Source organism: Streptococcus sp. 263_SSPC, from assembly GCF_001071995.1.
GTDB lineage: Bacteria > Bacillota > Bacilli > Lactobacillales > Aerococcaceae > Granulicatella.
The window spans coordinates 128,961-153,342 of record NZ_JVNU01000027.1 but is presented as its reverse complement, the minus strand read 5'-3'; the positions used below and the strand labels follow the sequence as shown (position 1 = coordinate 153,342).

General features: G+C 37.5%; 23 protein-coding genes. 21 read left to right on the top strand and 2 right to left on the bottom strand.

Annotation, left to right across the window (positions count from 1 at the left end):
* Nucleotides 1–34: 34 nt before the first annotated feature.
* Nucleotides 35–886 (bottom strand): IS3 family transposase, encoded by an 852-nt coding sequence (locus ADH02_RS03985; RefSeq protein WP_239681719.1) that lies wholly within the window; start codon nt 884–886, stop codon nt 35–37.
* Nucleotides 865–1,419 (bottom strand): helix-turn-helix domain-containing protein, encoded by a 555-nt coding sequence (locus ADH02_RS03980; protein WP_048782316.1) that lies wholly within the window; start codon nt 1,417–1,419, stop codon nt 865–867. The genes ADH02_RS03985 and ADH02_RS03980 overlap by 22 nt, the downstream gene beginning before the upstream one ends.
* Nucleotides 1,420–1,595: 176 nt before the next feature.
* Between ADH02_RS03980 and ADH02_RS03975 the strand changes: the two genes are divergently transcribed.
* From ADH02_RS03975 to ADH02_RS03875, 21 genes are all read left to right on the top strand, one after another.
* A complete protein-coding gene (locus tag ADH02_RS03975; RefSeq protein ID WP_065427010.1) occupies nt 1,596–3,266 on the top strand; it encodes a putative polysaccharide biosynthesis protein in 1,671 nt (556 codons plus the stop codon).
* Nucleotides 3,266–3,982, top strand: coding sequence for a pseudouridine synthase (locus ADH02_RS03970; protein WP_048782757.1), 717 nt, complete (start codon nt 3,266–3,268; stop codon nt 3,980–3,982). Before ADH02_RS03975 ends, ADH02_RS03970 begins: the two co-directional genes overlap by 1 nt.
* 124 nt (nt 3,983–4,106) lie before the next feature.
* Nucleotides 4,107–5,516 (top strand): dipeptidase PepV, encoded by a 1,410-nt coding sequence (gene pepV / locus ADH02_RS03965; RefSeq protein WP_048782755.1) that lies wholly within the window; start codon nt 4,107–4,109, stop codon nt 5,514–5,516.
* A 193-nt stretch (nt 5,517–5,709) separates the two neighbouring features.
* Nucleotides 5,710–7,431 carry a septation ring formation regulator EzrA gene (locus ADH02_RS03960; RefSeq protein ID WP_048782753.1) on the top strand — a complete coding sequence of 574 codons (1,722 nt, stop codon included), beginning with the start codon at nt 5,710–5,712 and terminating at the stop codon, nt 7,429–7,431.
* Between the two features lie 155 nt (nt 7,432–7,586).
* Nucleotides 7,587–8,279 carry a cytochrome c biogenesis CcdA family protein gene (locus ADH02_RS03955; protein ID WP_048782751.1) on the top strand — a complete coding sequence of 231 codons (693 nt, stop codon included), beginning with the start codon at nt 7,587–7,589 and terminating at the stop codon, nt 8,277–8,279.
* Nucleotides 8,280–8,297: 18 nt separating this feature from the next.
* Nucleotides 8,298–8,939 carry a redoxin family protein gene (locus ADH02_RS03950; protein ID WP_048782750.1) on the top strand — a complete coding sequence of 214 codons (642 nt, stop codon included), beginning with the start codon at nt 8,298–8,300 and terminating at the stop codon, nt 8,937–8,939.
* 16 nt (nt 8,940–8,955) lie between these two features.
* On the top strand, nt 8,956–10,071 hold the full coding sequence (msrB, locus tag ADH02_RS03945; RefSeq protein ID WP_048782749.1) for a peptide-methionine (R)-S-oxide reductase MsrB: 1,116 nt from the start codon (nt 8,956–8,958) through the stop codon (nt 10,069–10,071).
* Nucleotides 10,072–10,181: 110 nt separating this feature from the next.
* The gene (locus ADH02_RS03940) at nt 10,182–10,928 is read left to right on the top strand and encodes a response regulator transcription factor (protein WP_048782748.1); all 747 of its coding nucleotides are present in this window, start codon (nt 10,182–10,184) and stop codon (nt 10,926–10,928) included.
* Nucleotides 10,925–12,619 (top strand): cache domain-containing sensor histidine kinase, encoded by a 1,695-nt coding sequence (locus tag ADH02_RS03935; protein WP_048782747.1) that lies wholly within the window; start codon nt 10,925–10,927, stop codon nt 12,617–12,619. Before ADH02_RS03940 ends, ADH02_RS03935 begins: the two co-directional genes overlap by 4 nt.
* Nucleotides 12,620–12,881: 262 nt before the next feature.
* Nucleotides 12,882–15,524 (top strand): alanine--tRNA ligase, encoded by a 2,643-nt coding sequence (gene alaS / locus ADH02_RS03930; RefSeq protein WP_048782746.1) that lies wholly within the window; start codon nt 12,882–12,884, stop codon nt 15,522–15,524.
* A 168-nt stretch (nt 15,525–15,692) separates the two neighbouring features.
* Nucleotides 15,693–15,959, top strand: coding sequence for an IreB family regulatory phosphoprotein (locus tag ADH02_RS03925; protein ID WP_048710968.1), 267 nt, complete (start codon nt 15,693–15,695; stop codon nt 15,957–15,959).
* 1 nt (nt 15,960) lies between these two features.
* Complete coding sequence (gene ruvX / locus ADH02_RS03920) at nt 15,961–16,386, top strand: Holliday junction resolvase RuvX (RefSeq protein WP_048710967.1); 426 nt, start codon at nt 15,961–15,963, stop codon at nt 16,384–16,386.
* 20 nt (nt 16,387–16,406) lie between these two features.
* Complete coding sequence (locus ADH02_RS03915; protein ID WP_048710966.1) at nt 16,407–16,730, top strand: DUF1292 domain-containing protein; 324 nt, start codon at nt 16,407–16,409, stop codon at nt 16,728–16,730.
* 145 nt (nt 16,731–16,875) lie between these two features.
* Nucleotides 16,876–18,021 (top strand): endolytic transglycosylase MltG, encoded by a 1,146-nt coding sequence (mltG, locus tag ADH02_RS03910; RefSeq protein WP_048782743.1) that lies wholly within the window; start codon nt 16,876–16,878, stop codon nt 18,019–18,021.
* Nucleotides 18,022–18,024: 3 nt separating this feature from the next.
* Nucleotides 18,025–18,657: a uridine kinase gene (gene udk / locus ADH02_RS03905; protein WP_048710964.1), complete on the top strand. Its 633-nt coding sequence runs from the start codon at nt 18,025–18,027 to the stop codon at nt 18,655–18,657.
* Between the two features lie 163 nt (nt 18,658–18,820).
* Complete coding sequence (gene greA, locus ADH02_RS03900) at nt 18,821–19,300, top strand: transcription elongation factor GreA (protein WP_048710963.1); 480 nt, start codon at nt 18,821–18,823, stop codon at nt 19,298–19,300.
* 150 nt (nt 19,301–19,450) lie between these two features.
* On the top strand, nt 19,451–20,185 hold the full coding sequence (gene liaF, locus ADH02_RS03895) for a cell wall-active antibiotics response protein LiaF (RefSeq protein WP_048782741.1): 735 nt from the start codon (nt 19,451–19,453) through the stop codon (nt 20,183–20,185).
* A complete protein-coding gene (locus ADH02_RS03890; protein ID WP_053091395.1) occupies nt 20,182–21,246 on the top strand; it encodes a sensor histidine kinase in 1,065 nt (354 codons plus the stop codon). The genes liaF and ADH02_RS03890 overlap by 4 nt, the downstream gene beginning before the upstream one ends.
* Nucleotides 21,243–21,878 (top strand): response regulator transcription factor, encoded by a 636-nt coding sequence (locus ADH02_RS03885; RefSeq protein ID WP_048710961.1) that lies wholly within the window; start codon nt 21,243–21,245, stop codon nt 21,876–21,878. The genes ADH02_RS03890 and ADH02_RS03885 overlap by 4 nt, the downstream gene beginning before the upstream one ends.
* Before the next feature lie 185 nt (nt 21,879–22,063).
* Nucleotides 22,064–22,756, top strand: coding sequence for an N-acetylmannosamine-6-phosphate 2-epimerase (locus ADH02_RS03880; RefSeq protein WP_275043191.1), 693 nt, complete (start codon nt 22,064–22,066; stop codon nt 22,754–22,756).
* Nucleotides 22,757–22,790: 34 nt separating this feature from the next.
* Nucleotides 22,791–24,296 carry a PTS transporter subunit EIIC gene (locus tag ADH02_RS03875; protein ID WP_048710959.1) on the top strand — a complete coding sequence of 502 codons (1,506 nt, stop codon included), beginning with the start codon at nt 22,791–22,793 and terminating at the stop codon, nt 24,294–24,296.
* The last annotated feature ends 86 nt before the right edge of the window (nt 24,297–24,382 follow it).

Genomic DNA, 24,382 nt, shown 5'->3' with positions numbered 1-24,382 from the left:
TGATATGTACCCAGAATCCTGGACACATTAATAATTAAGCTGAACGCATGGATGTTTCCCTGTATTGAACAGGGGACATCCATTTTGTTTTTTCTTGAATTCTTTTGTTATTGTAATAATCTATATAATCTTTAACTGCCGTTTGAAATTCCTTAAAGGTAGAATATTGCTTTTCCAAACCATAGAACATTTCGTTTTTCATTCTGGCGAAAAACGTTTCTATAATGCAATTATCATAACAATTTCCTTTTCGAGACATTGATTGAATAATTCCTCGTTCTTTTAATGACTGTTGATAAAATGCGTGTTGATATTGCCAACCTTGATCAGAATGGAGAATCAATCCATTTACATTAGGGAATTTTTTGAAAGCTTTATTTAACATCCTTTGAATCTGTTCTAAGTTGGGACTTAGAGAAAGATCATAGGAGATTATTTCATTAGTAGACATATCTAAAATTGGAGAAAAGAAACATTTTCCCCAAGGAAAAGTGAATTGAGATACATCTGTACTCCATTTTTGAAGTGGCCTATCGGCCGTAAAATCTCTGTTAATAATATTATCAGCAACTTTCCCAACATTGCCTTGATAAGAATGGTATTTCTCTTTAGGGCGTTTTCCAAACAATCCATTTATATGCATAAGACGTTGAACTCTTTTATGATTAACAACGTGACCTCTCCGGCAAAGTTCTTGGTAAATTCTTCTTACGCCATATCTACCTTTATTTTCATGAAATATTTTTTTGATTTCTGATAATAAAACACCATTTTTCTCAGCCACAGCATCAACTCTATTCAATTCAAAATAGTAAGTAGATTTCGCCATTTTCATCGCTTTAAGAAGATGTTTTAGTTGGTATCCTATTTCTCGTAATTCTTTGATGACCGCTGCTTTCTCGCCTTGAGAAGCGCAGCTTCCTGTTCTTTTCTCAAGGCTCTCAGTTTTTTTATAACAGCAATTTCAGCTTCTAAATATGCATTTCGTTTACGTAATCTAACTAATTCTTCTCGTTCGGATTCTGAAAGGTTATCAGGCACATCTTTTTTATTCATAATAGGCTCCTTAGATAATGGTCGTCGTCTTTTCTTATTCTTTAAACCATTATATCCATAAGTTTTATACTTGTGAACCCAAGAACCTAATAATCCGACACTTATTCCCGCTGGAAAAGCAACCTCTGATAGAGCTTTCCCATTTAAAACCTGTAAAACAAATGTCAATTTTTCATCTACCGTCCAATTTCTTTGTTTTTTGACACGCTCCAATCCTTTAGGACCATGAATCTTTTCAATTTTATCCCAATTCAATATTTTTCTTCTAAAACTCTCTTGCATAACATTTTCAGGAGTTTCTACCCATGTTCCTTTCCGATATAATTCGACACATTTCATTTTGAATTCGAATGAGTAACGCATAATAAATACCCCCTTTACTGGTTTGTCCAGTAAAGGGGGTACATATCATTCAGTTCGGTTCTTTTTTTATGCAAAGTTTACTAACTGCTTAAGGTTTCATAAGATTGCTAGCATTTTACATTAAAATAATGTACTCTTATGGTTGGTATAATTTAAGAAAGAGGATTTTTCAATATATGTTTAAAAGAAAGCCTTATGTAGGCCTGAGTGATAAAATTCGAAATCAGAAAAATTCGCAACAAATTCTCTTGGAAAGTTCATCTTGGTTAACGATCGGGAATATCGTCTCAAGATTGCTTGGAGCACTATATATCATCCCTTGGGGAATGTGGATGGGTGCGGATAGGGATAATGCGAACTACCTATATTTTATCGCCTATAATATTTATGCTTTAGTATTACAAATATCAACGGCAGGGATTCCTGTTGCGATTTCTAAAATCGTAGCGGATAACCAAGCAAGAAGAGACTATAAAACAAGTTGGCGCTTGTTCAAAGGTACGATGCTCTTTATGACATTCCTTGGAGTGGTCTTTGCGGTGGGAATGTATTTTGCAGCGCCACTTTTTGCAAAAGGAGCTACTCCTGAAGAAGTCGCGGACAGTATTATGGTCATTCGTTCGCTAACGCCTGCGGTACTCATTATTCCACCGCTTAGCTTAATGCGTGGATACTATCAAGGGTACAATGAAATGGCTGCTTCTGCGAAATCTCAATTATGGGAACAAGTTGTCCGTATCTTGTATATGTTAGGACTTACGTATTTTGTAATGCGTATTGTTTCTGGCGGTTATGTTCTTGCTGTAGCCCATTCTACATTTGCGGCCTTTGTCGGTGCGGTTATCGCATTCTTATACTTAGCATATAAGATGTTCCGTGACCATAAAGGCATGATGGAATTAATGGAAGAAGGGCGCCCTGAACGTCCATTAAGTTTCTGGAAAATTATTTTTGAAGTAATGCGTGAAGCTTTACCTTTCGTATTAGTAACTTCAAGTATTCAAATCATCAGCTTGATTGACCAAGAAACATTCCAACGTCTGGTTCCAATCTTTACGAACTTCTCGTTTGAAGAAGGAAAAGAACTGATTACTTTATTTGGATTTAATGCGAATAAGGTTATTATGATTGTGATTTCGCTAGCGATGAGTATCTCAACAGCGGCATTGCCTCTGCTTGCGGCTCATTATTCAGTGAATGACCGTGAAGAAGTGAAACGCGTCATTGCGAACAACCTTGGATTATTTGCATACATTATGATTCCAGCTTCTGTCGGAATGGCGATTGTATCAGAGCCGATTTATAATGTGTTCTATTCACCAGACCCAACAGGAACGTATTTATTAATGGTTTCATGTATCATGTGTGTGTTCTTAGGATTATTCGTAACGTTCACATACATCCTACAATCAATGGAACAACACATTATTGCGATTAAAGCATTAGGATTTACAGTGCTTATTAAATTGCTATGGCAACCAATGATGATTTACTTCCTTGGTGGAGCAGGTCCGTTAATTGCCAGCTCAGTAGCGTACTTTGTCGCAACACTTTATATGTGCCGTCACGTTCTTCGTATTACACGATTCGATTTGAATTACGTATTGAAGAAATTTGGGCAAGTGCTTCTTGCTTCTCTTGCGATGGCCATTACTTCAGCACTGACTCTTTATGCGATTAAACATGTAATGCCAATCGGTGGTAAAGTTCGTGCGTTAATTGCAGTTGCGGTTGTAGGTTTTGTCGGAGCGGCGACTTACGGACTAATTACCTTGAAGAATCGATTAGCTGATGAAATGCTTGGCGCTCGCGTCGGTGGTATTCGTCGTAAATTGAGGATGAAATAATGAGATTAGATAAATGCTTAGCAGATTGTGGCCTTGGAACTCGTTCCGAGGTCAAATCTTTATTAAAGGCAAAACGAATTACCGTCAATGGTAAAGTCGTAAACAATGGGAAAGTTCAAGTGAATCTTGAAACGGATGAGATTCTGTTTGATGGCGAAAAGATTCAATACGAAGAATTCGTCTATATTATGATGAATAAGCCTAAGGGAGTCGTTAGTGCGACAGAAGATAATCTTCATAAAACAGTACTGGATTTAATCGATCCACTTTATTTTAAAAAGGGAGTTTTCCCAGTAGGGCGTTTAGATATCGATACGCACGGATTATTGCTTTTGACAAATGATGGAGAGTTGGCACACCGTCTTCTTTCACCGAAGAAACATGTCACCAAAATCTACCAAGCAAGAGTCGAAGGCGTGATGACAGAGGAAGATGCCGCTGCTTTTGAGAAGGGCATAGTGTTATCGGATGGAACGGAGTGTATGCCAGCGCGTCTGGGTATTCTTAGTGTGGCGCAGGATGAATCGATTGTTCAGATTCATTTGAAAGAAGGAAAATTCCATCAGGTCAAACGAATGGTCAAAGCCTGCGGGAAAACTGTTGTGGATTTACAGCGACTCACGATGGGGCCACTCAAGTTAGATGAGAGCCTCACGTTAGGAGAGAGCAGACCCTTAACCGAAGAAGAATTACAATCATTAATGATGAATGAATAACGAAAGCTTAGGAGAAATCCTAGGCTTTTATTTGTTATAGAAAGGGTTTAACCGCTTTTCATCCTTTTATAAAAATGGTAAGATAAGACTATTGAATCTACTTGATAGAGATTGGAGCGATTGGATGACAATTGATTGGAAAAAAGAAGTAGAACTTCGTAAAGAAGATCTATTAAAAGATTTATTCACATTATTACGTATCGACAGTGTGCGTGATGATTCTAAAGCGACAGAGGATGCACCAGTAGGTCCTGGACCTAAAGAAGCGCTAGAAGCATTCTTAGCAATCGGTGAACGTGATGGATTCACAACAAAACAAGTTGGAAACTTAGCAGGACACATCGAATTTGCACCAAATCCAGACTATAAAGAAACTCTTGGAGTTTTAGGTCACGTGGACGTTGTTCCAGTAGGAACTGGATGGGATACAGATCCATTCGAGCCACAAATTATTAATGACCGTATTTATGCGCGTGGTTCAAGTGATGATAAAGGACCAAGTATGGCAGCATACTACGCATTAAAAATTATCAAAGAATTAGGATTACCAGTTTCAAAACGTGTTCGTTTCATTATCGGAACAGACGAAGAATCAGGTTGGAAATGTATGGACCGTTACTTCCAAACAGAAGAAATGCCAGACTTTGGTTTCTCACCAGACGCAACATTCCCAATCATCAATGGTGAAAAAGGAATTCTTTCATTACACTATGATATTCCTGGTGGAGCTGCAGAAGGCGACTACCAATTATTAAGCTTCGACGCAGGATTACGTGAAAACATGGTTCCTCAAGATGCTCATGCGGAAATCGTTGTTCCAAATGCAGATGAAGTGGTTGACCGCTTCTTGGCATATGTTGCTGCAAATCCTGTTGAAGGTAGTGCTCAAGTATTAGACGGCAAAGTTATCTTAGACGTTGTTGGTAAATCAGCACACGGATCTACTCCAGATAAAGGAATCAATGCTGGAACTCACTTAGCTAAATTCTTAAACCAATTCAACTTCAAAGGCAACGCGAAGAAATACTTAGCATTTGCTGCTGAAGTATTACACGAAGATACTGATGGTAAAAACTTGAAAGTGGACTACAACCATGAAGTGATGGGACCATTGACAGCTAATGCCGGAATCTTCACTTACACACCTGAATTAGGTGGGGTAGCCGTAGTAAACTTCCGTTATCCATTAGGCGTTACTGCAGAAGGTCTTGAAATTAAGACAGAAGTTGTGGCTTCAGGATATGGTTTCACTGTTGCTCACGGTAAAGCACAAGTTCCTCACTATGTATCACCAGAAGATAAATTAGTATCAACATTATTAGATGTATATCACCGTCAAACAGGATTACCTGCACACGAACAATCAATCGGTGGTGGAACATACGGACGTATCTTTGAACGTGGTGTAGCGTATGGTGCGCTATTCCCAGACTCAATCGATACAATGCACCAAGCAAATGAATTCTTCGCATTAGAAGATTTATTCCGATCAGCTGCAATTTACGCAGAAGCGATTTACGAATTAATTAAATAAGCGTAAGTGATTAGGAGAACGGATTTCCGTTCTCCTTTTTCTTTTGATTTCAGAAAATTACAAATGCAAAGTACTAGTAACAAAAAATTAACGTAAACCCTTGAAGTTTTTTGCTAAATCGCTATAAAACGTGCTATACTACTAATGATATTATGTGTGAAAACTGTAAATATATATATTTGGAGGCTATAGCATGGGATTTGTAATCTTTCTATTGCTAATTGTGGTACTCGGTGCCGCAGGTTATGCAACAGCAATATTCATGACAAAGAAACAAACTAAAGTAATTGAAGAATTAACAGAGAAAAAGGATAAGTTAATGGCCGTGCCAATTGCGGACACGTTCTATACTTTGAAAAACTTGAACTTAACAGGTCAAACAAAGAGAACGTACGAAACATGGCAAGCTACATGGCAAACAATCACACGATTCCGATTCCCTGAAATCGAAGCTGCATTAGTCAGTGCAGAACAATATATCCAAAAATTAAACTTCATCAAAGGAAATCAAGTGACACAACAAGCTGAAAACTTGATTGAAGAAACAAAAGCTGAAGTCGATAAAATTTACTCAGCATTACAAAAATTATTGGATAGTGAAAAACAAAACCGCGCGGAGCTAGACTTATTACAAGAACGCTATGCTTCAATGCGTAAAGACTTATTAGCACATAGTTTCTCATTCGGCGAAGCGTTAGAAACGTTAGAAAAACGTTTAGCTTATTTAGAATTAGACTTCGCGAAATTTAATACATTAACAAACGAAGGCGACCATTTAGAAGCCAAAGAAGTACTTGGACGTATCGAAAACGAAATGAAAGAATTTGAGTCAATCGTTGAACAAGTTCCTCAATTCTTAAAAGAAATCGAAACAGAGTACAATGAACAAGTAGAAGACTTGAAACAAGGATATGCTCGTATGGTCGAAGAGCATTACCAATTCTCTAAAATTTCAATTCCTGAAGAAATTGAAAAGATTGAAAAGACAATTGAAGTGGCACGTGGACATATCGCTGCTACAGAATTAGAAGAAGCTCGTCAACAATTAGATAAAGTGGCTCGTGAAATCGACCAACTTTACGATGTGATGGAAGCTGAAATTGAGGCACGTGAATTTGTATACCGTAACAAAGCTCAAGTTGAAAAACGCTTGAACCAAGTATTACAAAGCAACCGTTATGTGAATATCGAAGTTGACCGTGTTTCTCAAAACTATATCTTGTCAAATAACGAATTCGTTCGTGTACAAGAGTTTGCTGAGCAATTAGAAAAAGAACAAGAAGCCGTTCAATACTACAGCAAGGCGATGGAAAACCATCAAGTGCCTTATTCAGTAGTGAAAGAACATTACGAACTCGTTCTTGAAAAATTAAACAGTATTGATGAAGATCAAACCGATTTAGTAAATACATTATCTGATTTACGTAGCCAAGAAAAAGCGATTCGCGACGGATTAGATGTCTTCGAATTAGACTTACGTAATATGAAACGTACGATTGAGAAGTACCACTTACCAGGTCTTCCAAAAGAGTACTTAGAATTGTTCTTTGCAACAAGTAACCGTATTGAGCAATTATGGCAAAAGATGGATCGTGTGAAACTAGATATGAACGAAATTAATGCGGCAAACAATGTGATCGAAGAAGATGTTGAAAAATTAGATATCTTCACAGAACAAATTGTTGATAATGCACAATTAACGGAGTATATGATTCAACATGCGAACCGTTACCGTTTATCACATCCTGAAATCGAAACAGCGATTGGTCGTGCGCTTGACCTATTCAACCACACATTCAAATACGATGAATCATTACAAATTATTGAGTCAGCGTTAGAACAAGTGGAACCAGGTGCAGGTAACCGTGTCCGTCAAAACTATCAATCAGAAAAGAATAATAGCTTATTCTTCTAATAGAGTAACTAATTAAGCCACGTGGGTGAAAACCCACGTGGCTTTTTTGTTTTCTTTTGTATCATCGTATCATAATCAAGTTTTATGTGTGGAAAATCTATATTTTTACGATTCTTCCAGAAGTATAATAAAGTTACAAATGAAGGAGGGATTTTATGGATTTTGTATTATGGGGAAGCGTATTTTTAGCGGGCTTATTCTCGTTTTTTTCTCCGTGCGTGCTACCGCTCTTTCCAGTCTATTTTGGTGTTTTAATGAGTGAACAAGAAGGGCCTCACCTGAAGATTGGGAAATTAGAGATCTATTGGAAGCCAATGATTCGAACTGTCATCTTTATTGCAGGCATTTCAACAGTCTTTTTCTTCTTAGGATTTGCGGCAACTGCATTAGGAAGCCTGATTTACAATCCTTGGTTTAATATCACACTGGGAGTCGTGATTGTGCTATTGGGATTGCACCAAATGGAACTGTTCCATTTACTATTTTTACAAAAACAGAAAACAGTTCAGTTTGAAATCAAAGATAAAAAATCGCTTTGGAGTAGTTACTTATTAGGACTCAGCTTCAGCTTCGGATGGACACCTTGTGTGGGACCAGTACTAAGCGCGGTCCTAACGCTTATCTCCACGCAACAAGCCAGTAGCACTTATGGTATTTTCTTACTTTGCTTATATATATTAGGCTTGGCTATTCCGTTTTTAATCTTATCTGCTGCTTCAACCGTAGCGTTTAAATGGTTTAATCTTGCTAAGAAACGATTATTATTACTTAAAAAAATTGGAGGACTCGTGATTGTTATGATGGGAGCATCGATTATCTTTTCTCAACTGTCACAAGTTTTCCATTAAAAATTAGGAGGAATGAAGATGAAAACAAAATTGATGATTGCATTATTTAGTACATTGCTTTTAGGCGCTTGTCAAAATTCACAAATGGGAATGGATACTAAAGACATGAAAGAAACCACAGAAATGATGAGCTCAATGAGTGGTGAAAAAATGGATAAAATGGATAACATGAGTTCAAAAGATGAGAAGATGGATAACATGAGTTCAAAAGATGAGAAGATGGACAAAAAGATGGGAGAAATGGACGATATGACACAGTCTACCTTTACAACTTTAGATGGGAAACAAGTTTCACTAGCAGACTATAAAGGGAAAAAAGTTTATTTGAAGTTCTGGGCTTCATGGTGCCCAATTTGTCTATCTGGACTAGCGGACATTACTCAACTTTCTGAAATGCCACCAAAAGATTCAGTGATTCTTACAGTCATTGCACCTGGTGTGAACCGCGAAAAATCTTTAGAGGACTTCAAAGAATGGTTTATGGGGGTAGACTACCATTCATTACCAGTACTCGTAGATAAAGACGGTCAATTCTTGAAGAAACTTGGAGTCGTGGGATATCCAACCTCAGCATTTATCGATGCCAATGGAAAAGTTGTCAGAGTTCAACCAGGACATGTTTCTAATGACGATATCGTAAAAACGTTAGAAAGCCTATAAGAAAGGAGAATTTTCTATGGATAAAAAATTAGTGGTTACACTCTTTGCCGTTGTCATCATTCTTTTAGGATTGGCTTATTTTGCCAAAGGAAGTACCTTTGCAAAGGATTCAAAGGCTGATGAAATCTCAAATAAGGTGACCAAACTAATTGAATCAGATAGTACTACTGGTGAAATGAAAAAGGAAGGTGAACATATGAAAGAAATATATTTAGCAGGTGGATGTTTTTGGGGATTAGAAGAATACTTTTCCAGAATTAATGGTGTTATTGATGTTGTGAGTGGATACGCGAATGGAAAGGTTGAAACAACCAATTATAAGCTCATTCATGATACAGACCATGCGGAAACGATTCATGTTACTTATGATGCTGATAAGATTTCCCTACGCGAGTTATTGCTCTATTACTTTAGAGTCATTGATCCATTTTCTGTGAATAAACAGGGAAATGACACAGGAAGACAATATCGCACGGGTATTTACTATGTTGATGAGGCAGATAGTGCCATTATTCAACAAGTCATGAAGGAAAAAGAAGAATCCTTTGGTAAGAAATTAGCCGTTGAAACGGAACCTTTAAAAAATTTCGTTGTAGCAGAGGATTATCATCAAGATTACTTGAAAAAGAATCCGAATGGATATTGCCACATTGACGTTAAAAAGGCTAATGATCCTGTAATTGATGCAAGTCTTTATCCACTACCTGACGAAGAGACTCTAAAAGCGACACTCACAAAAGAACAATATGCAGTTACTCGTGAAAATAAAACGGAAAGAGCATTTTCAAATGAATATTGGGATAATCATGAACAAGGAATTTATGTAGATGTAGTTACAGGAGAACCGCTCTTTTCTTCCAAAGATAAATTCGATTCTGGCTGCGGCTGGCCAAGTTTTTCAAAACCAATTTCTTCAGAAGTTGTGACCTATCATGAGGATACTAGCTTTAATATGAAACGTGTTGAAGTTCGAAGTAGGGTAGCCGATTCACACCTTGGACATGTTTTTGAAGATGGTCCAAAAGAAAAAGGCGGACTTCGTTTTTGTATCAATAGTGCTTCCATCAAATTTATCCCACTCAATGAGATGGAATCAAAGGGATATGGTTATTTAATTGATTTCGTCAAATAACCACTCAGTGCTTCTCTAAGTTATTCTTCTTTAGAGAAGCACTTTTTTAGTGAAAAATGGATTTAAAACCGTTATAAATAGAAGTATAATGGAGAAAGGAGGGGAATAAGATGTATTCAATCTTAATAGTTGAAGATGAACCAATTATTCGTAGAGGGATTGCTTCCTTAATTGATTTTGAATCACTGGGAATTTCAACGGTTCATGAAGTAGAAAATGGGGAGCAAGCGCTGCAAAAAATACGAGAAGAAGCGCCGGATATTTTACTGACAGATATTAATATGCCGAAAATGGATGGCATTACTCTTGCACAGTTGGTAAGAACAGAATATCCGCAAATGAGAATTATCTTCTTAACGGGGTATGATTATGTAGATTATTTATTATCAGCAGTGAAAATTGGAGTAGAAGACTATATTTTAAAGCCAGTGACGAAATCAGAAATCGAAGCTTTATTGGTAAAAGTTGTAGCCAAACTAAACGAAGAAAAGCGCCAACGAGAACTATTGGCATTAGCAGGTGAAGAGGACGCCTCTTCGGGAACTCAGCATTTCGAGAAGTTGATTTTAGAGCAATTATCTAATCCAAATTTAGCGCTAGGTGAACTTGCAAAGCAATTAGGATTCAGTACAAACTACCTTAGCCTTTTAATCAAAAAAGAACTTGGAATGTCCTTTCAAGAGTATGTGACTCAGCAACGGATTCAAAGAGCAAAGCGTCTCTTATTATCAACCGACATGAAGATTTATGAGGTGGCTTTAGCCGTTGGAATAGAAGATATGAACTATTTCTCTTATCGATTCAAGTCGATTGTTGGCGTTTCCCCTAAAAGTTTTAGAAGTGGGGCAAAAATATGAAAAAACAGTCCCTTGCAACAAGATTATTTGCCTATTTAAGTATCATGCTTTTTGCCATGGTCGTTTTAATTGGAAGTTTCTATTTTATAAAAAGTAGCGAGGTTTTTCATCGTGAAGTAGAAGACCATACCATTCATGAGATTGATACAAGTTCCAAATATATTGAACAGTACGTTTCGAATTTAAAATCTACTTCAAGATCTTTATCACAGTCGCAGGCGATTAAGGACTTTGCCAGTCAAACAGGAGCAGAAAATGAAGCAGCAATCCATGAATGGCTTGAGACAATGTTGAAGAGTCATCCTGATTTCGTATCGATACGATTGGTGACAAAAGATGGAAGATTAATTACGACCGGTATGGAAGAGGAAATGGTGACTTCAGCGGATATGATGGCCCAAAAATGGTATCAAGATGCTCTAGAACACTCGAATGTCCCAATCATTCAGTCTATCAAGAATCAAAATAATCAAATCGTGATTTCTATTAGTCAGGAAGTGAAAAGCAACGCAGGAGAAAATCTCGGCGTTATCCGCTTAGATGTGGATTATCACGAACTAGAAAAATATGTGAAAGAACTTTCTCTAGGGGAAAATGGGTATGCCTTTGTCATTCAAAAGGACGGTACACTTATTTATCATCCGGATTCGGAGGCTTTCGAGTCAGTTGATAAGCAAATGTCGGTACAAGAAATATCCAATAGTCCGATGGATTCAATGGTGTCTGATGATTTTTTTGTTCATAAAAGCCCTATTGAAAATAGCGATTGGATCTTAGTAGGTGTTAGCTCATTTAGTCGGTTTAAAGAAGACTCTGTAAAACTACTTGGGATTGTCAGTGTTGTTGGAGTGCTTAGCTTGCTTATTTGTATGTTGGGTATTTTTACATTGATTCGTTATCAATTACTACCTGTTAAAAAACTAGGGCAAGTGATGAGACGAGTAGAAGAAGGCGATACGACCATTCGAGCAGAACAAAAAGGAGCTCAAGAATTCCAAGCGCTAGCAGGTACCTTTAATCAGATGCTCGAGAGAATCGAGACTTTAATGAAGGAAGAAAAAGAGCAAGAAGCATTGACCCGCATCTATGAATTAAAGGCGTTAACAAGTCAAATTAATCCGCACTTCTTGTATAATACGCTGGATACCATTATTTGGATGGCAGAGTTTCAAGACCATCAAAAGGTAGTAGACATTACGAAGGCGCTCTCTAATTACTTTAGACTTTCCTTGAATGCAGGAGAAGAAATAGTGACCTTACGCCAAGAAATCGAGCATGTCCGTCAATACTTGTTTATTCAAAAGGAACGATATGGAGATAAATTGGAATATGAGATTGATGAACCTGATGATATTCCTGATATCAAGCTTCCAAAAATCGTTTTGCAGCCACTCGTAGAAAATGCAATCTATCACGGCATTAAAGAGTCAGAACGCCCTGGGAAAATTACGCTTACTGTGTATAAAAGAGATACTTTTATAGATATTTGTATTGCGGATAATGGGGTAGGAATCAAAGAAAATACAACGAGCACCAAAGAACTTGGTGGAGTTGGTATTAAGAATATCAAAGAACGATTGACGCTCTTTTTTGGAGAAGCTTTTTCGATGGAAATTGAATCTGAGCCTAATGCCTATACGAAAGTGTATTTACACCTTCCATTAAAAGAAGAAGGACTTGCGAATAGTTGACAAAACTAGGCGCTTTTCGTATACTTCTAAAGGTAAGCAATCGGATTGAGATTTTACTTATTAGAGAGGCTTGTCTGGTGAAAATAGCCATCAAAATCGTGCTCCCGATTGAAAACTTTGTAGAAATACAAACGCCTTTCCAGCGTTATCGGAATTAGAGATGAATGAACAGCTGTTTCATTGTAAGCAAGGTGGTACCGCGGTAGGACGCCCTTGCAGCAATGGGGCAGTTTTTTTATTTACAAAAAGAAGGAGAATGAAGATGAAAAAATTATCAAGTAGCGAAATTCGTCAAATGTACCTTGATTTCTTCCAAGAAAAAGGACATAAGGTTCAACCAAGTGCGAGCTTAATTCCTGTAAACGATCCAACATTATTATGGATTAACTCAGGGGTTGCTACTCTTAAGAAATACTTCGATGGAACGGAAACACCGGAAGTTCCACGTATTACAAATGCTCAAAAGAGTATTCGTACAAACGACATCGAAAACGTAGGGCACACAGCGCGTCACCATACACTATTCGAAATGATGGGGAACTTCTCTATCGGGGACTACTTCAAAGAAGAAGTAATTCCATGGGCATGGGAATTCCTAACAAGCGAAAAATGGTTAGGTCTTGATCCAAATCGTCTATACGTTACTTACTATCCAAAAGATCCAGAAACAAAATCATTATGGATGGATAAAGTAGGTCTTCCTGAAGATCATATCATTCCAGTTGAAGATAACTTCTGGGATATCGGTGCAGGCCCATGTGGTCCAGATACTGAGATTTTCTACGACCGTGGAGAAAAATATAATAACTTAGCAGAAGATGATCCAGAAAACTATCCTGGTGGAGAAAACGAACGTTACTTAGAAATTTGGAATTTAGTATTCTCTCAATTCAACCATATGCCAGACGGTTCATACCCACCATTACCACATAAGAACGTCGATACGGGGATGGGTCTTGAACGTGTCGTTTCTGTTATCCAAGATACACCAACAAACTTCGAAACAGACTTATTTATGCCAATTATTAAGCAATTAGAAGGCTTAAGCGATGGTAAGAAATACAATGAATCTAAAGAAACTGATGTATCATTCAAAGTTATCGCTGACCACATTCGTGCAGTAAGCTTTGCGATTGGCGACGGCGCGCTTCCTTCAAACGAAGGTCGTGGATATATCATCCGTCGTTTAATCCGTCGTTCAGTAATGCACGGACAACGTTTAGGAATTCAAGGTTCATTCTTAACTAAATTAGTTCCAACGGTTGCTCAAATTATGCACAGCTACTATCCAGAAGTAACTGAAAACATGGAATTCATTCAAAAAGTGATTGCCAACGAAGAGGATCGTTTCCAAGAAACAATTCACGATGGTTTAGCAATTTTAGAAACTATTTTTGCAGATATGAAAGAAGCAAACGAAACAACACTTTCTGGCGAAAATGCGTTCAAACTATATGATACTTATGGATTCCCATATGAATTAACATTAGAATACGCAAGCGACAATGGTTTCACAGTCGATGAAGAAGGATTCCAAGCAGAGATGCAAGCACAAAAAGACCGTGCGCGTGCTGCTCGTAATACAGAAACATCAATGAACGTACAATCTGCAGTATTACGTGATATCACTGTAGAAAGTGAATTCGTTGGATATGCTTCAACAACTGAAGAAGGCGTGTTAAAAGCGATTGTTGTCGATGATGAATTAGTAGAATCTGCACATAAAGATGCTCATGCTCAATTAGTATTCGACCGTACACCATTCTATGCTGAAATGGGTGGACAATTAGCAGACCACGGTACAATCCAAGATGCCAGCGGTACAGTTGTAGCGAATGTCTTACAAGTGAAGAAAGCTCCTAATGGACAACCATTACACACTGTTGAAGTGTTAGGCGACTTACAAGTAAACGCAACTTACACATTAGTGGTTGATGCATCTGAACGTGCAAAAATCATCAAAAACCACACAGCAACTCACTTATTACACCAAGCATTGAAAGATGTTCTAGGAACTCACGCAAACCAAGCTGGTTCTCTTGTAACACCAACTGGTTTACGTTTCGACTTCAGTCACTTTGGACAAGTTACTGCTGAAGAATTAGCTGAAATGGAACGTATCGTAAACGAAAAAATCTGGGCTGGTTTAGAAGTCATTACTGTTGAAACAACACTTGAAGATGCGAAGAGCCGCGGGGCAATGGCACTCTTTGGTGAAAAATACGGTAAATTAGTTCGTATGGTCAACATTGGAGACTGGTCAATCGAACTTTGTGGTGGTATCCATGTGGCGAACACTCAAGAAATCGGATTGTTCAAGATTGTTTCTGAATCTGGTATCGGTGCAGGCGTTCGTCGTATCGAAGCTGTGACAAGTAAAGAAGCTTTTGACTTATTAAGCCATCACGAAAACTTATTAAAACAAGTAGCTGGTGAAGTGAAAGCTATCCAATTAGATACAGTGGTAGAACGTGTAGCTACTTTAGGCCAAGAATTGAAAGAAGCAAATGGCGAAATTGCGAAACTAAAAGCGAAAATCATGAAAGCTGAAGTTGCAGATGTCTTCAATAATGTCGAAGAAGTAAACGGAACTTCATTCATCACTGTAGCTCTTGAAAATAAAGAAATGGATGAATTACGTCAATTAGCAGATACATGGAGACAAAAAGGCGCTAGCGATATCTTCGTAGTAGGTACTGCTTCTTCTGATAAAGCGAACCTTTTAGTAGCTGTATCGAAAGATGCTAATGCAAAAGGATTAAAAGCAGGCGATATCATTAAGGCGATTGCTCCAGCGATCCAAGGTGGAGGCGGAGGCCGTCCTGATATGGCTCAAGCAGGTGGTAAGAACCCTGCAGGTATTCCACAAGCATTCGAATTGCTTAAAGAATATTTAGCTAAATAATGTAATGCAAAATGAAACCTTCCATGGGATTTGAAGAGAGTCCTATGGAAGGTTTTTGATTTTAAAGCAAAGGAAAGGCTTTCTAAATGTTAAGAATCGGTAAGTATCAATTGTAGTTTCATCCAAAATCTTGTAGAATAGGTATATATATTGAAATGAGGTGTCGCTATGAGTTCAATAGATGAAACAGTCCTATTTAAATTTAATGAAAAGGACGAAAAAACCGTTCAAGAAACATTAACCATCGTTTATGATGCGTTGAATGAGAAGGGATATAGTTCGATTAATCAAATCGTAGGATATTTGTTATCTGGAGACCCAGCTTATATTCCAAGACATCGTGATGCACGTAACCTAATTCGTCGCCACGAAAGAGATGAGATTTTGGAAGAACTCATTAGACATTATATCCGCTCAACAGGAAGAGATGCCTAGTATGAGATTAATGGGATTAGATGTCGGAAGTAAAACTGTGGGCGTTGCCGTTAGTGATTTAATGGGCTGGACTGCTCAAGGGGTTGAAACAATTCCGATTAATGAGAATGCTTCAGAATTCGGGTTCAAACGTGTTGTCGAGTTAGTGGAAGAGTATGGCGTTGAAAAAATCGTCATCGGTCTACCAAAGAACATGAATAATACGGAAGGACCACGTGTAGAGGCGTCCCGTCGTTATGGTGCAAGCCTAGAGAAACGACTAGAAATTCCAATCGTCTATCATGACGAAAGACTCACGACGATGCAGGCGGAACGAATGCTTGTCGAAGAGGGTAATGTTTCAAGAAAGAAACGCAAACAAGTCATTGATATGCTAGCTGCAGTCATGATTTTGCAAAACTATTTAGATTTAAATGGAAATCAATAACAAAGGAAAGAGGAAAGAAAATGACAGAACATCACGATCACGATCATGAACATGATCACTTAGAAGGCCACGAAGGTCACGAACATATTACAATCATCGACGAAGAAGGAAACGAAATTTTACACGAAGTATTATTCACTTTCGAATCAGATGATTTCAATAAATCATATGTATTATGCTATCCAGCAGGAATTCCTGAAGGAGAAGAAGTAGAATTACAAGCATTCTCATATGTTGAAGGCGAAGATGGTACTGACGGCCAATTAAACCCAATCGAAACAGAAGCTGAATGGGATATGGTTGAAGAAGTATTAAACACATTTTTAGCTGAAGAAGATTTATAATCAACAATAGAGCTTGGGGGAAACCTCAAGCTTTTTTTGTTGCAGGGGCACTCTTTTTGATTGACTTTCTTCAATTTTCAATAAGAATGAGGTATAATAACTACAACTATGGGTATCATTTGATGCCAATTTAAGGGGGAAGACAATGTCTCAAGAAGAACATAAAAAACATTCCTTAATTTCTGATACGGATACGAAACGTGATATTCGTAAAAAGGAAACTTCTATTATCAAAAAGATAATGAAATATTTTATAATTGCACTTTTAGTAATTGTCCTAGTAGGGGGATTCTTTACTTGGAATTACATTAAAGGAGAAACACAACCAGTTGATACAGCTCAAACAGAACTTGTTTCATTTGAAATTGAACAAGGCGCATCTGTCAAAGAAGTATCAAAAGCACTTGAAAAAGAAGGGATTATCCGTAATTCGAAACTCTTTAATTTCTATTTGAAATTCAAAAACGTTTCTGGATTTAAATCAGGATTGTACCATGTTTCTAAAAGTATGACACTCGACGAAATTATCGCGGAACTTTCTGGTCAAGGAAAAGATAAAGATCAAAACGCGACTAAAGTTCTGATTCGTGAAGGGGAACAATTAACAGAAATCGCTAAAGAAGTTGAGAAATCTACAAAATACTCTGCCGAAGATTTCATGGCAAAAGTTCAAGACGAAGACTTCTTACGTTATTTAGTTCAGAAATTCCCGAAATTATTGACTCAATCATATAACGGTTACCAAGTAAAATATGTGCTTGAAGGATACTTATTCCCAGCGACATACGATATGAACGACTCAAAAACACTTCAAATGTTAATTACTGAAATGGTTGCTAAAACAGATGAAGTCATGTCGAAATACTACGATAAGATTTTAGCAAGTGACTATACTTTACAAGAAACTATGGCACTGGCTTCTTTAATCGAAAAAGAAGGGTCTAAACTAGAGGATCGTAAGAAAATCTCTAGCGTATTCCATAACCGTATTAAAGAAAATATGAAGCTTCAAACAGACGTATCTGTTCAATACGCGTTAGGCGAACACAAAGAAGCTCTTTCTTTAGAAGATTTAGAAGTAGATTCTCCATATAACTTATATCAAAACTATGGCGTAGGTCCTGGACCATATAACAGCCCAAGTGAGGATGCTATCGTTGCAGCGATGGAACCAGAGAAGACAGATTACTTATACTTCCTAGCAGATATTCATACAAAAGAAATCTACTATGCGAAAACGTATGAGGAACATTTAGAGTTAAAAGCTAAGTATATTGATAATAAGGAGTAGGTCATGGAAAAGAAAAAGCCAATCGTTATCGGAGTTACAGGTGGCTCTGGGAGTGGGAAAACAAGTGTGAGTCGTAAAATTTTGGAGAACTTTCCAGATTTAACGATTTGTAAAATTGATCAAGACTACTATTATAAAGATCAAAGTCATATGCCGTTTGAAGAACGTTTAAAAACGAACTATGACCACCCATTTGCTTTCGATACAGATTTATTAATTGAACATATGAATAAATTAATCAATTTTGAATCGATTGAAGAACCCGTGTATGATTACGAAAATCATACTAGAAGCGATAAAACAATCCATCAAGAACCAAAAGATGTTATCCTAATCGAAGGAATTCTTATTCTTGAAGATGAACGCTTGCGTGATTTGATGGACATCAAGGTGTATGTTGATACTGACGATGATATTCGTATCATTCGCCGTATTAAACGTGACATGGTGGAACGTGGGAGAACACTCGATTCAATCATTCACCAATATATGTCGGTTGTAAAACCAATGCATCACCAATTTATTGAACCAACAAAAAAATTCGCGGATATTATTATCCCTGAAGGTGGTTCAAATACAGTAGCGATTGACTTAATGACTACAAAAATTGCTTCAATTTTATCTCATTTAAATTAAATTGTTAACCCCTAGGAAAGCTTATCCTAGGGGCTTTTTATGGGATAAATATTTAAAATCGAATTAAAATTTGAAATAAGACTTGCAATCTCGGTTATAAAATGTTAAAGTTTTAGCATTGTAGATTGAGATAATCTAAAAAAACGATATAGGGGAGAATCGTATGACTGAAAAAGTATTTCCAATGACGCTTGAAGGGAAAGCAAAACTTGAAGCTGAATTAGAAGAATTAAAAGTCGTTAAACGTAAAGAAATCGTAGAGCGTATCAAAATTGCTCGTAGCTACGGTGACTTATCTGAAAACTCTGAATATGAATCAGCTAAAGATGAGCAAGCATTCGTAGAAGGACGTATTTCAACGTTAGAAAAAATGATTCGTTTTGCGGAAATCATCGATGATAACAATGTAGAAAAAGATGTTGTTTCACTAGGAAGAAAAATTACGTTTATCGAATTACCAGATGGAGACGAAGAAACTTACACAATCGTGGGTAGTGCAGAAGCAAACCCAGTTGAAGGTAAGATTTCAAATGACTCTCCAATTGCCAAAGGAATTATTGGTAAAAAATTAAATGAAGAAGTGGTGATTCCAACACCAGGCGGTGAAATGAAGATCAGAATTATTGATATTCAATCTGCGTAATTGATTCATTTGAATGAAGAGAAGAGCTAGGAAATGTCCTAGCTCTTTTTTGTTGGATTTCATCCTTAAGTCTGATGGATTCATTTTTGATTCATGATAGGATTGAACGTGAGAAGATGGTATACTAATACCTGTAACGGAGGTGAGAAGATGAATAAACTGAAACGAATACTAATTGTACTATTAATGGGAGTGATTGTCTCCGCTATTGAAATGACTTCAAAATTGGGCCTCTTCATCTTCTTTTCAATTGGGGTCGCTATTACAATGTTCAGTTTTATTGTTTTTCGACGTGTTAAATTTTTAAGAAATAGTGGAATGTGCTTTGGGGCACTCTTTATCATTTTACCGCTTCTATCTACAGCTGGTATTTGGCTTGGAATGATTGGGGCATTGCTCCTGTTATTCTTTACTAAAGATAATTTCTCTATTGCTTCTTTATCAGGAATGTTTTCGAAAAAGGGCCGACAAGAATATATTTTCGTTGACTCTCACGAGGATACACCGTCGCCTGGAGAAATCCATCGTTATGATTGGTTTGGAAATCAAGAAGTGGGGAACGAACCATATGAGTGGAATGATATCAATGCAGGACAGCTTGTTGGGGATACCATTATCGACTTAGGAAACACGATTCTTCCTGCGAAGGAAAATGTGATCGTCATTCGAAAAGGATTTGGCCGTGTTCGAATTCTAGTACCGTACGGGGTAGGAGTGATGATTCACCATCATGCATTTGGAGGTCAAGTAGAATTTGAGGGACAAACATACGCATTAAGTAATGAATCTATTCAGTTATATAGTTCAGGATACAATCGCAGTACGAAGAAGATTAAGATTTATACAACGATTGTCGCTGGGAAAATTGAGGTGATTGAAGCATGAAGCAACGCCTCGTTAAAAGCTGGATGCTTTATTCAGCAGTGTATAGCTTTATTAGTACCGTTTTCCTATTCCTATTCCGTAGATGGATTCGCTATGAAATAGTAGAGACATTAAGTATTCAAGAAATTCTTGGGACGATTACACTGTTTCTATTATTGATTTTATTCTTTGGTTTTGTAACAGCTGCCGCGATGTTGATTTTAAATCGTCAAGCTGAGCGTAAAATCGGGGAGCAGTTACTCATGATTCAAAAGGCCAAGCATAGACTTGTAAAAGAAGAAGATAGCCCAAATTGGATTATGGAAGCAACGGTTGTAGATTTAAATGATTTCTACGAACAAACGGCTGCACTTTCAGAACGATTAGAAAAATTATCATTAGAAGTACAGCAATTAGGAAGCAAACCGCAATTCTTAGGGACTGAAACAAAAGAACAAGTCATTCAAGAAGAACGACGTCGTATCGCTCGCGAATTACATGATTCTGTGAGTCAGCAGCTCTTTGCGGCGATGATGATGATTTCTGCATTAAACGAACGTGCCGACAAGTTTGATGAGAAGGAACAAAAACAATTGAAGATGATTGAACATGTTCTCTCTCAAGCACAATCAGAGATGCGCGCATTGCTTCTTCACTTACGCCCAATTTCACTAGAAAGTAAATCGTTGAAATCTGGTATCGAAGGATTACTCGTCGAATTACAAACGAAAGTACAAATGAAGATTCATTGGGATATCGAAGACGTGAAACTTCCTGAAGGCGTCGAAGACCATCTCTTCAGAATTGCCCAAGAACTTCTATCGAATACATTGCGTCATTCACACGCAACAACTTTAGAAGTGTATTTACGACAACTAGACTCCACGGTTCTCTTTAAGATAGAGGATAATGGCGTTGGATTTAATAGCGAGGAAATTCTTCCAGGAAGCTATGGAATTAATAATATGAAAGAAAGAGTGCAAGGGCTCGGTGGACAGGTGAGAATTGTCAGCTTCCCAAATCAAGGAACGACAATTGAAATCAAGATTCCGCTCAGTCGTCACATGGAGGATGAACAATGATTAATGTATTACTAGTAGACGATCACGAAATGGTACGACTAGGCGTTTCTTCGTATCTATCGATGCAAGATGACATCGAAGTGATGGATGAAGCCAAAAATGGCCGAGAAGGTGTTGAAAAAGCACTATCCTTAAAACCAGATATTATCTTGATGGACCTTGTGATGCCTGAGATGGATGGCATTGAGGCGACAAAGGAAATTCTTGAAAAGTGGCCAGAAGCGAAAATTATCATCCTAACGAGCTTTATTGATGATGAGAAGGTGTTTCCAGCCATCAACGCCGGAGCAAAGAGCTATATCTTAAAAACAGCTTCTGCTTCTCAAATCGCAAAAGCTATCCGAGATACGTATAATGGTGATGGCGTGTTTGAGCCACAAGTGACAGATAAACTCGTGAATCGTATTCAAATGAAGCAACAGCATTTCTTACACGAAGATTTAACGCAGCGTGAATTAGAAGTGTTACTCTTAATCGCACAAGGAAAATCCAACCAAGAAATTGCAGACGAGTTGTTTATCACATTGAAGACCGTGAAGACGCACGTATCGAATATTCTTTCAAAATTAGGAGTAGAGGACCGAACGCAAGCAACGATTTATGCGTTCAAGCATCAACTCATTAAAATGTAACGAAAAGCCAATCTTGTTCATACAAGATTGGCTTTTTTGATGAAAGTAATTTCTATAAAAGTGTGATAGTTCAGTGATTTGTACCCGATTCTGAAAGTAGTTACTAAAAATAAGTGTGATATTGAAAATGTTTTCTAAGGTGAGTATACTAAAAATGTAAGGGTTTTACTAAAAATAGAAGGAGGCTGTTTATGAGATTACAAGGTCAATTAATTGTATCATGCCAAGCATTGCCGCATGAACCATTACATAGTGATTATATTATGGCTCGTATGGCAGTTGCTGCACAGGAAGGAGGAGCGAAAGGAATTCGTGCCAATTCAGTGATTGACATCAAAGCGATTAAAGAGGCTGTCGATTTACCAGTTATTGGAATTATTAAACGTGATTATGATGATGCCGACGTCTTTATTACCGCTACGATAAAAGAAATTGACGAATTGATGACAGTGAAACCAGAGATTATTGCTCTGGATGCCACTACATCTACTCGACCAAATGGACAAACGCTTGATGATTTCTATCATGAAATTAGAGCAAAATATCCAGATCAATTATTGATGGCAGACTGTTCTACAGTAGAGGAAATGATTCATGCTGATGAACTCGGTTTTGATTTTATCGGAAGTACTTTAGTAGGATATACAAAACAAAGTAAAGGCGACAAAATTGAAGAAAATGACTTTGAAATCTTGAGAACAGTTTTAGAGCGAATTAAACATCCACTTATTGCAGAAGGCAATATCGATACACCTGAAAAGGTGAAACGTGTGCTCGAGTTAGGCGCCTATAGTGTCGTTGTCGGTTCAGCGATTACTCGTCCACAACTCATCACAAAAAAATTTGTTGATGCGATTCAACAAGTAGAAAAAGATTAAACATTACTGATTTATAGTTAAGGGGGAAAACCATATGTTTAAAGTCTTACAAAAAATAGGGAAGGCCTTTATGTTGCCGATTGCCATTTTACCGGCAGCAGGTTTGTTATTAGGAATCGGGGGAGCTTTATCTAACCCGGTAACTGTCGCAACATATCCTGTATTAAATAACGAAGTATTACAAGCAATCTTTAAAGTTATGAGCCAAGCTGGGGAAGTTATCTTTGCAAATCTATCACTTCTTCTCTGTATTGGTCTCTGTATCGGTTTAGCGAAACGTGACAAAGGAACTGCAGCACTTGCTGGGGTTACTGGTTACTTAGTAATGACTGCTACAATCAAAGCTCTTGTAGGATTATACATGGGTAAAGATGCTTCTATTGATACTGGGGTTATCGGAGCTATCGTAGTAGGGGCAATCGCTGTTTGGTTACATAACCGCTACAACAATATTCAATTACCACAAGTACTTGGATTCTTCGGTGGTAGCCGTTTTGTTCCAATCGTAACATCATTTGCTTCTATCTTTGTTGGGGCTATCTTCTTCTTAGTATGGCCACCATTCCAACAATTATTAGTTTCAACTGGTGGATATATCTCACAAGCAGGTCCTATTGGTACATTCTTATATGGATTCTTAATGCGTCTATGTGGTGCAGTCGGATTACACCATATGATTTATCCAATGTTCTGGTATACAGAATTAGGTGGAGTGGAAGTCGTAGCTGGTCAAACAATTGCTGGGGCTCAAAAAATCTTCTTTGCTCAATTAGCAGATCCAAATCACGTAGGTTTATTTACTGAAGGAACTCGTTTCTTCGCTGGTCGTTTCTCAACAATGATGTTCGGTCTTCCAGCAGCCTGCTTAGCAATGTATCACTGTGTACCAAAAGATCGTCGTAAAAAATACGCTGGTTTATTCTTAGGGGTTGCATTAACTTCATTCATCACTGGTATTACAGAACCAATCGAATTCATGTTCTTATTCGTAAGTCCAGTTTTATATGTTGTTCACGCATTCCTTGATGGGGTAAGTTTCTTCATCGCAGATATTCTTAATATCTCTATTGGTAATACATTCTCTGGTGGGGTTATCGACTTCACATTATTCGGGGTATTACAAGGTAACGATAAGACAAACTGGTTATTACAAATTCCATTTGGTTTAATCTGGAGTGGTCTATACTATGTAGTATTCAGATGGTTCATCACTCAATTTAACGTAGCAACTCCAGGTCGTTTAGAAGATTCTTTAGAATCAGATGACAAACCAGTTGTTGAAACACGCGACAGCTTGAAACAAGATAGCGTTCGTATTATCGAAGCTCTAGGTGGAGCAGAAAATATCGAAGACGTAGATGCTTGTATCACTCGTTTACGTGTATCTGTTAAAGACGTTGAAAAAGTAAATAAAGCAACGTTGAAAGATATCGGAGCAGTAGATGTTTTAGATGTTAAAGGTGGTATTCAAGCCATTTACGGTGCGAAAGCAATTCTTTACAAGAACAATATTAACGAAATTTTAGGTGTAGACGACTAGTCAGTAAAAACACCTTTTGAGATGGACTGGTCCCTAAAATCAGTCCATCTTTTATTTTTTGAAAAAAGGCAAAATCTTTTCCTAAA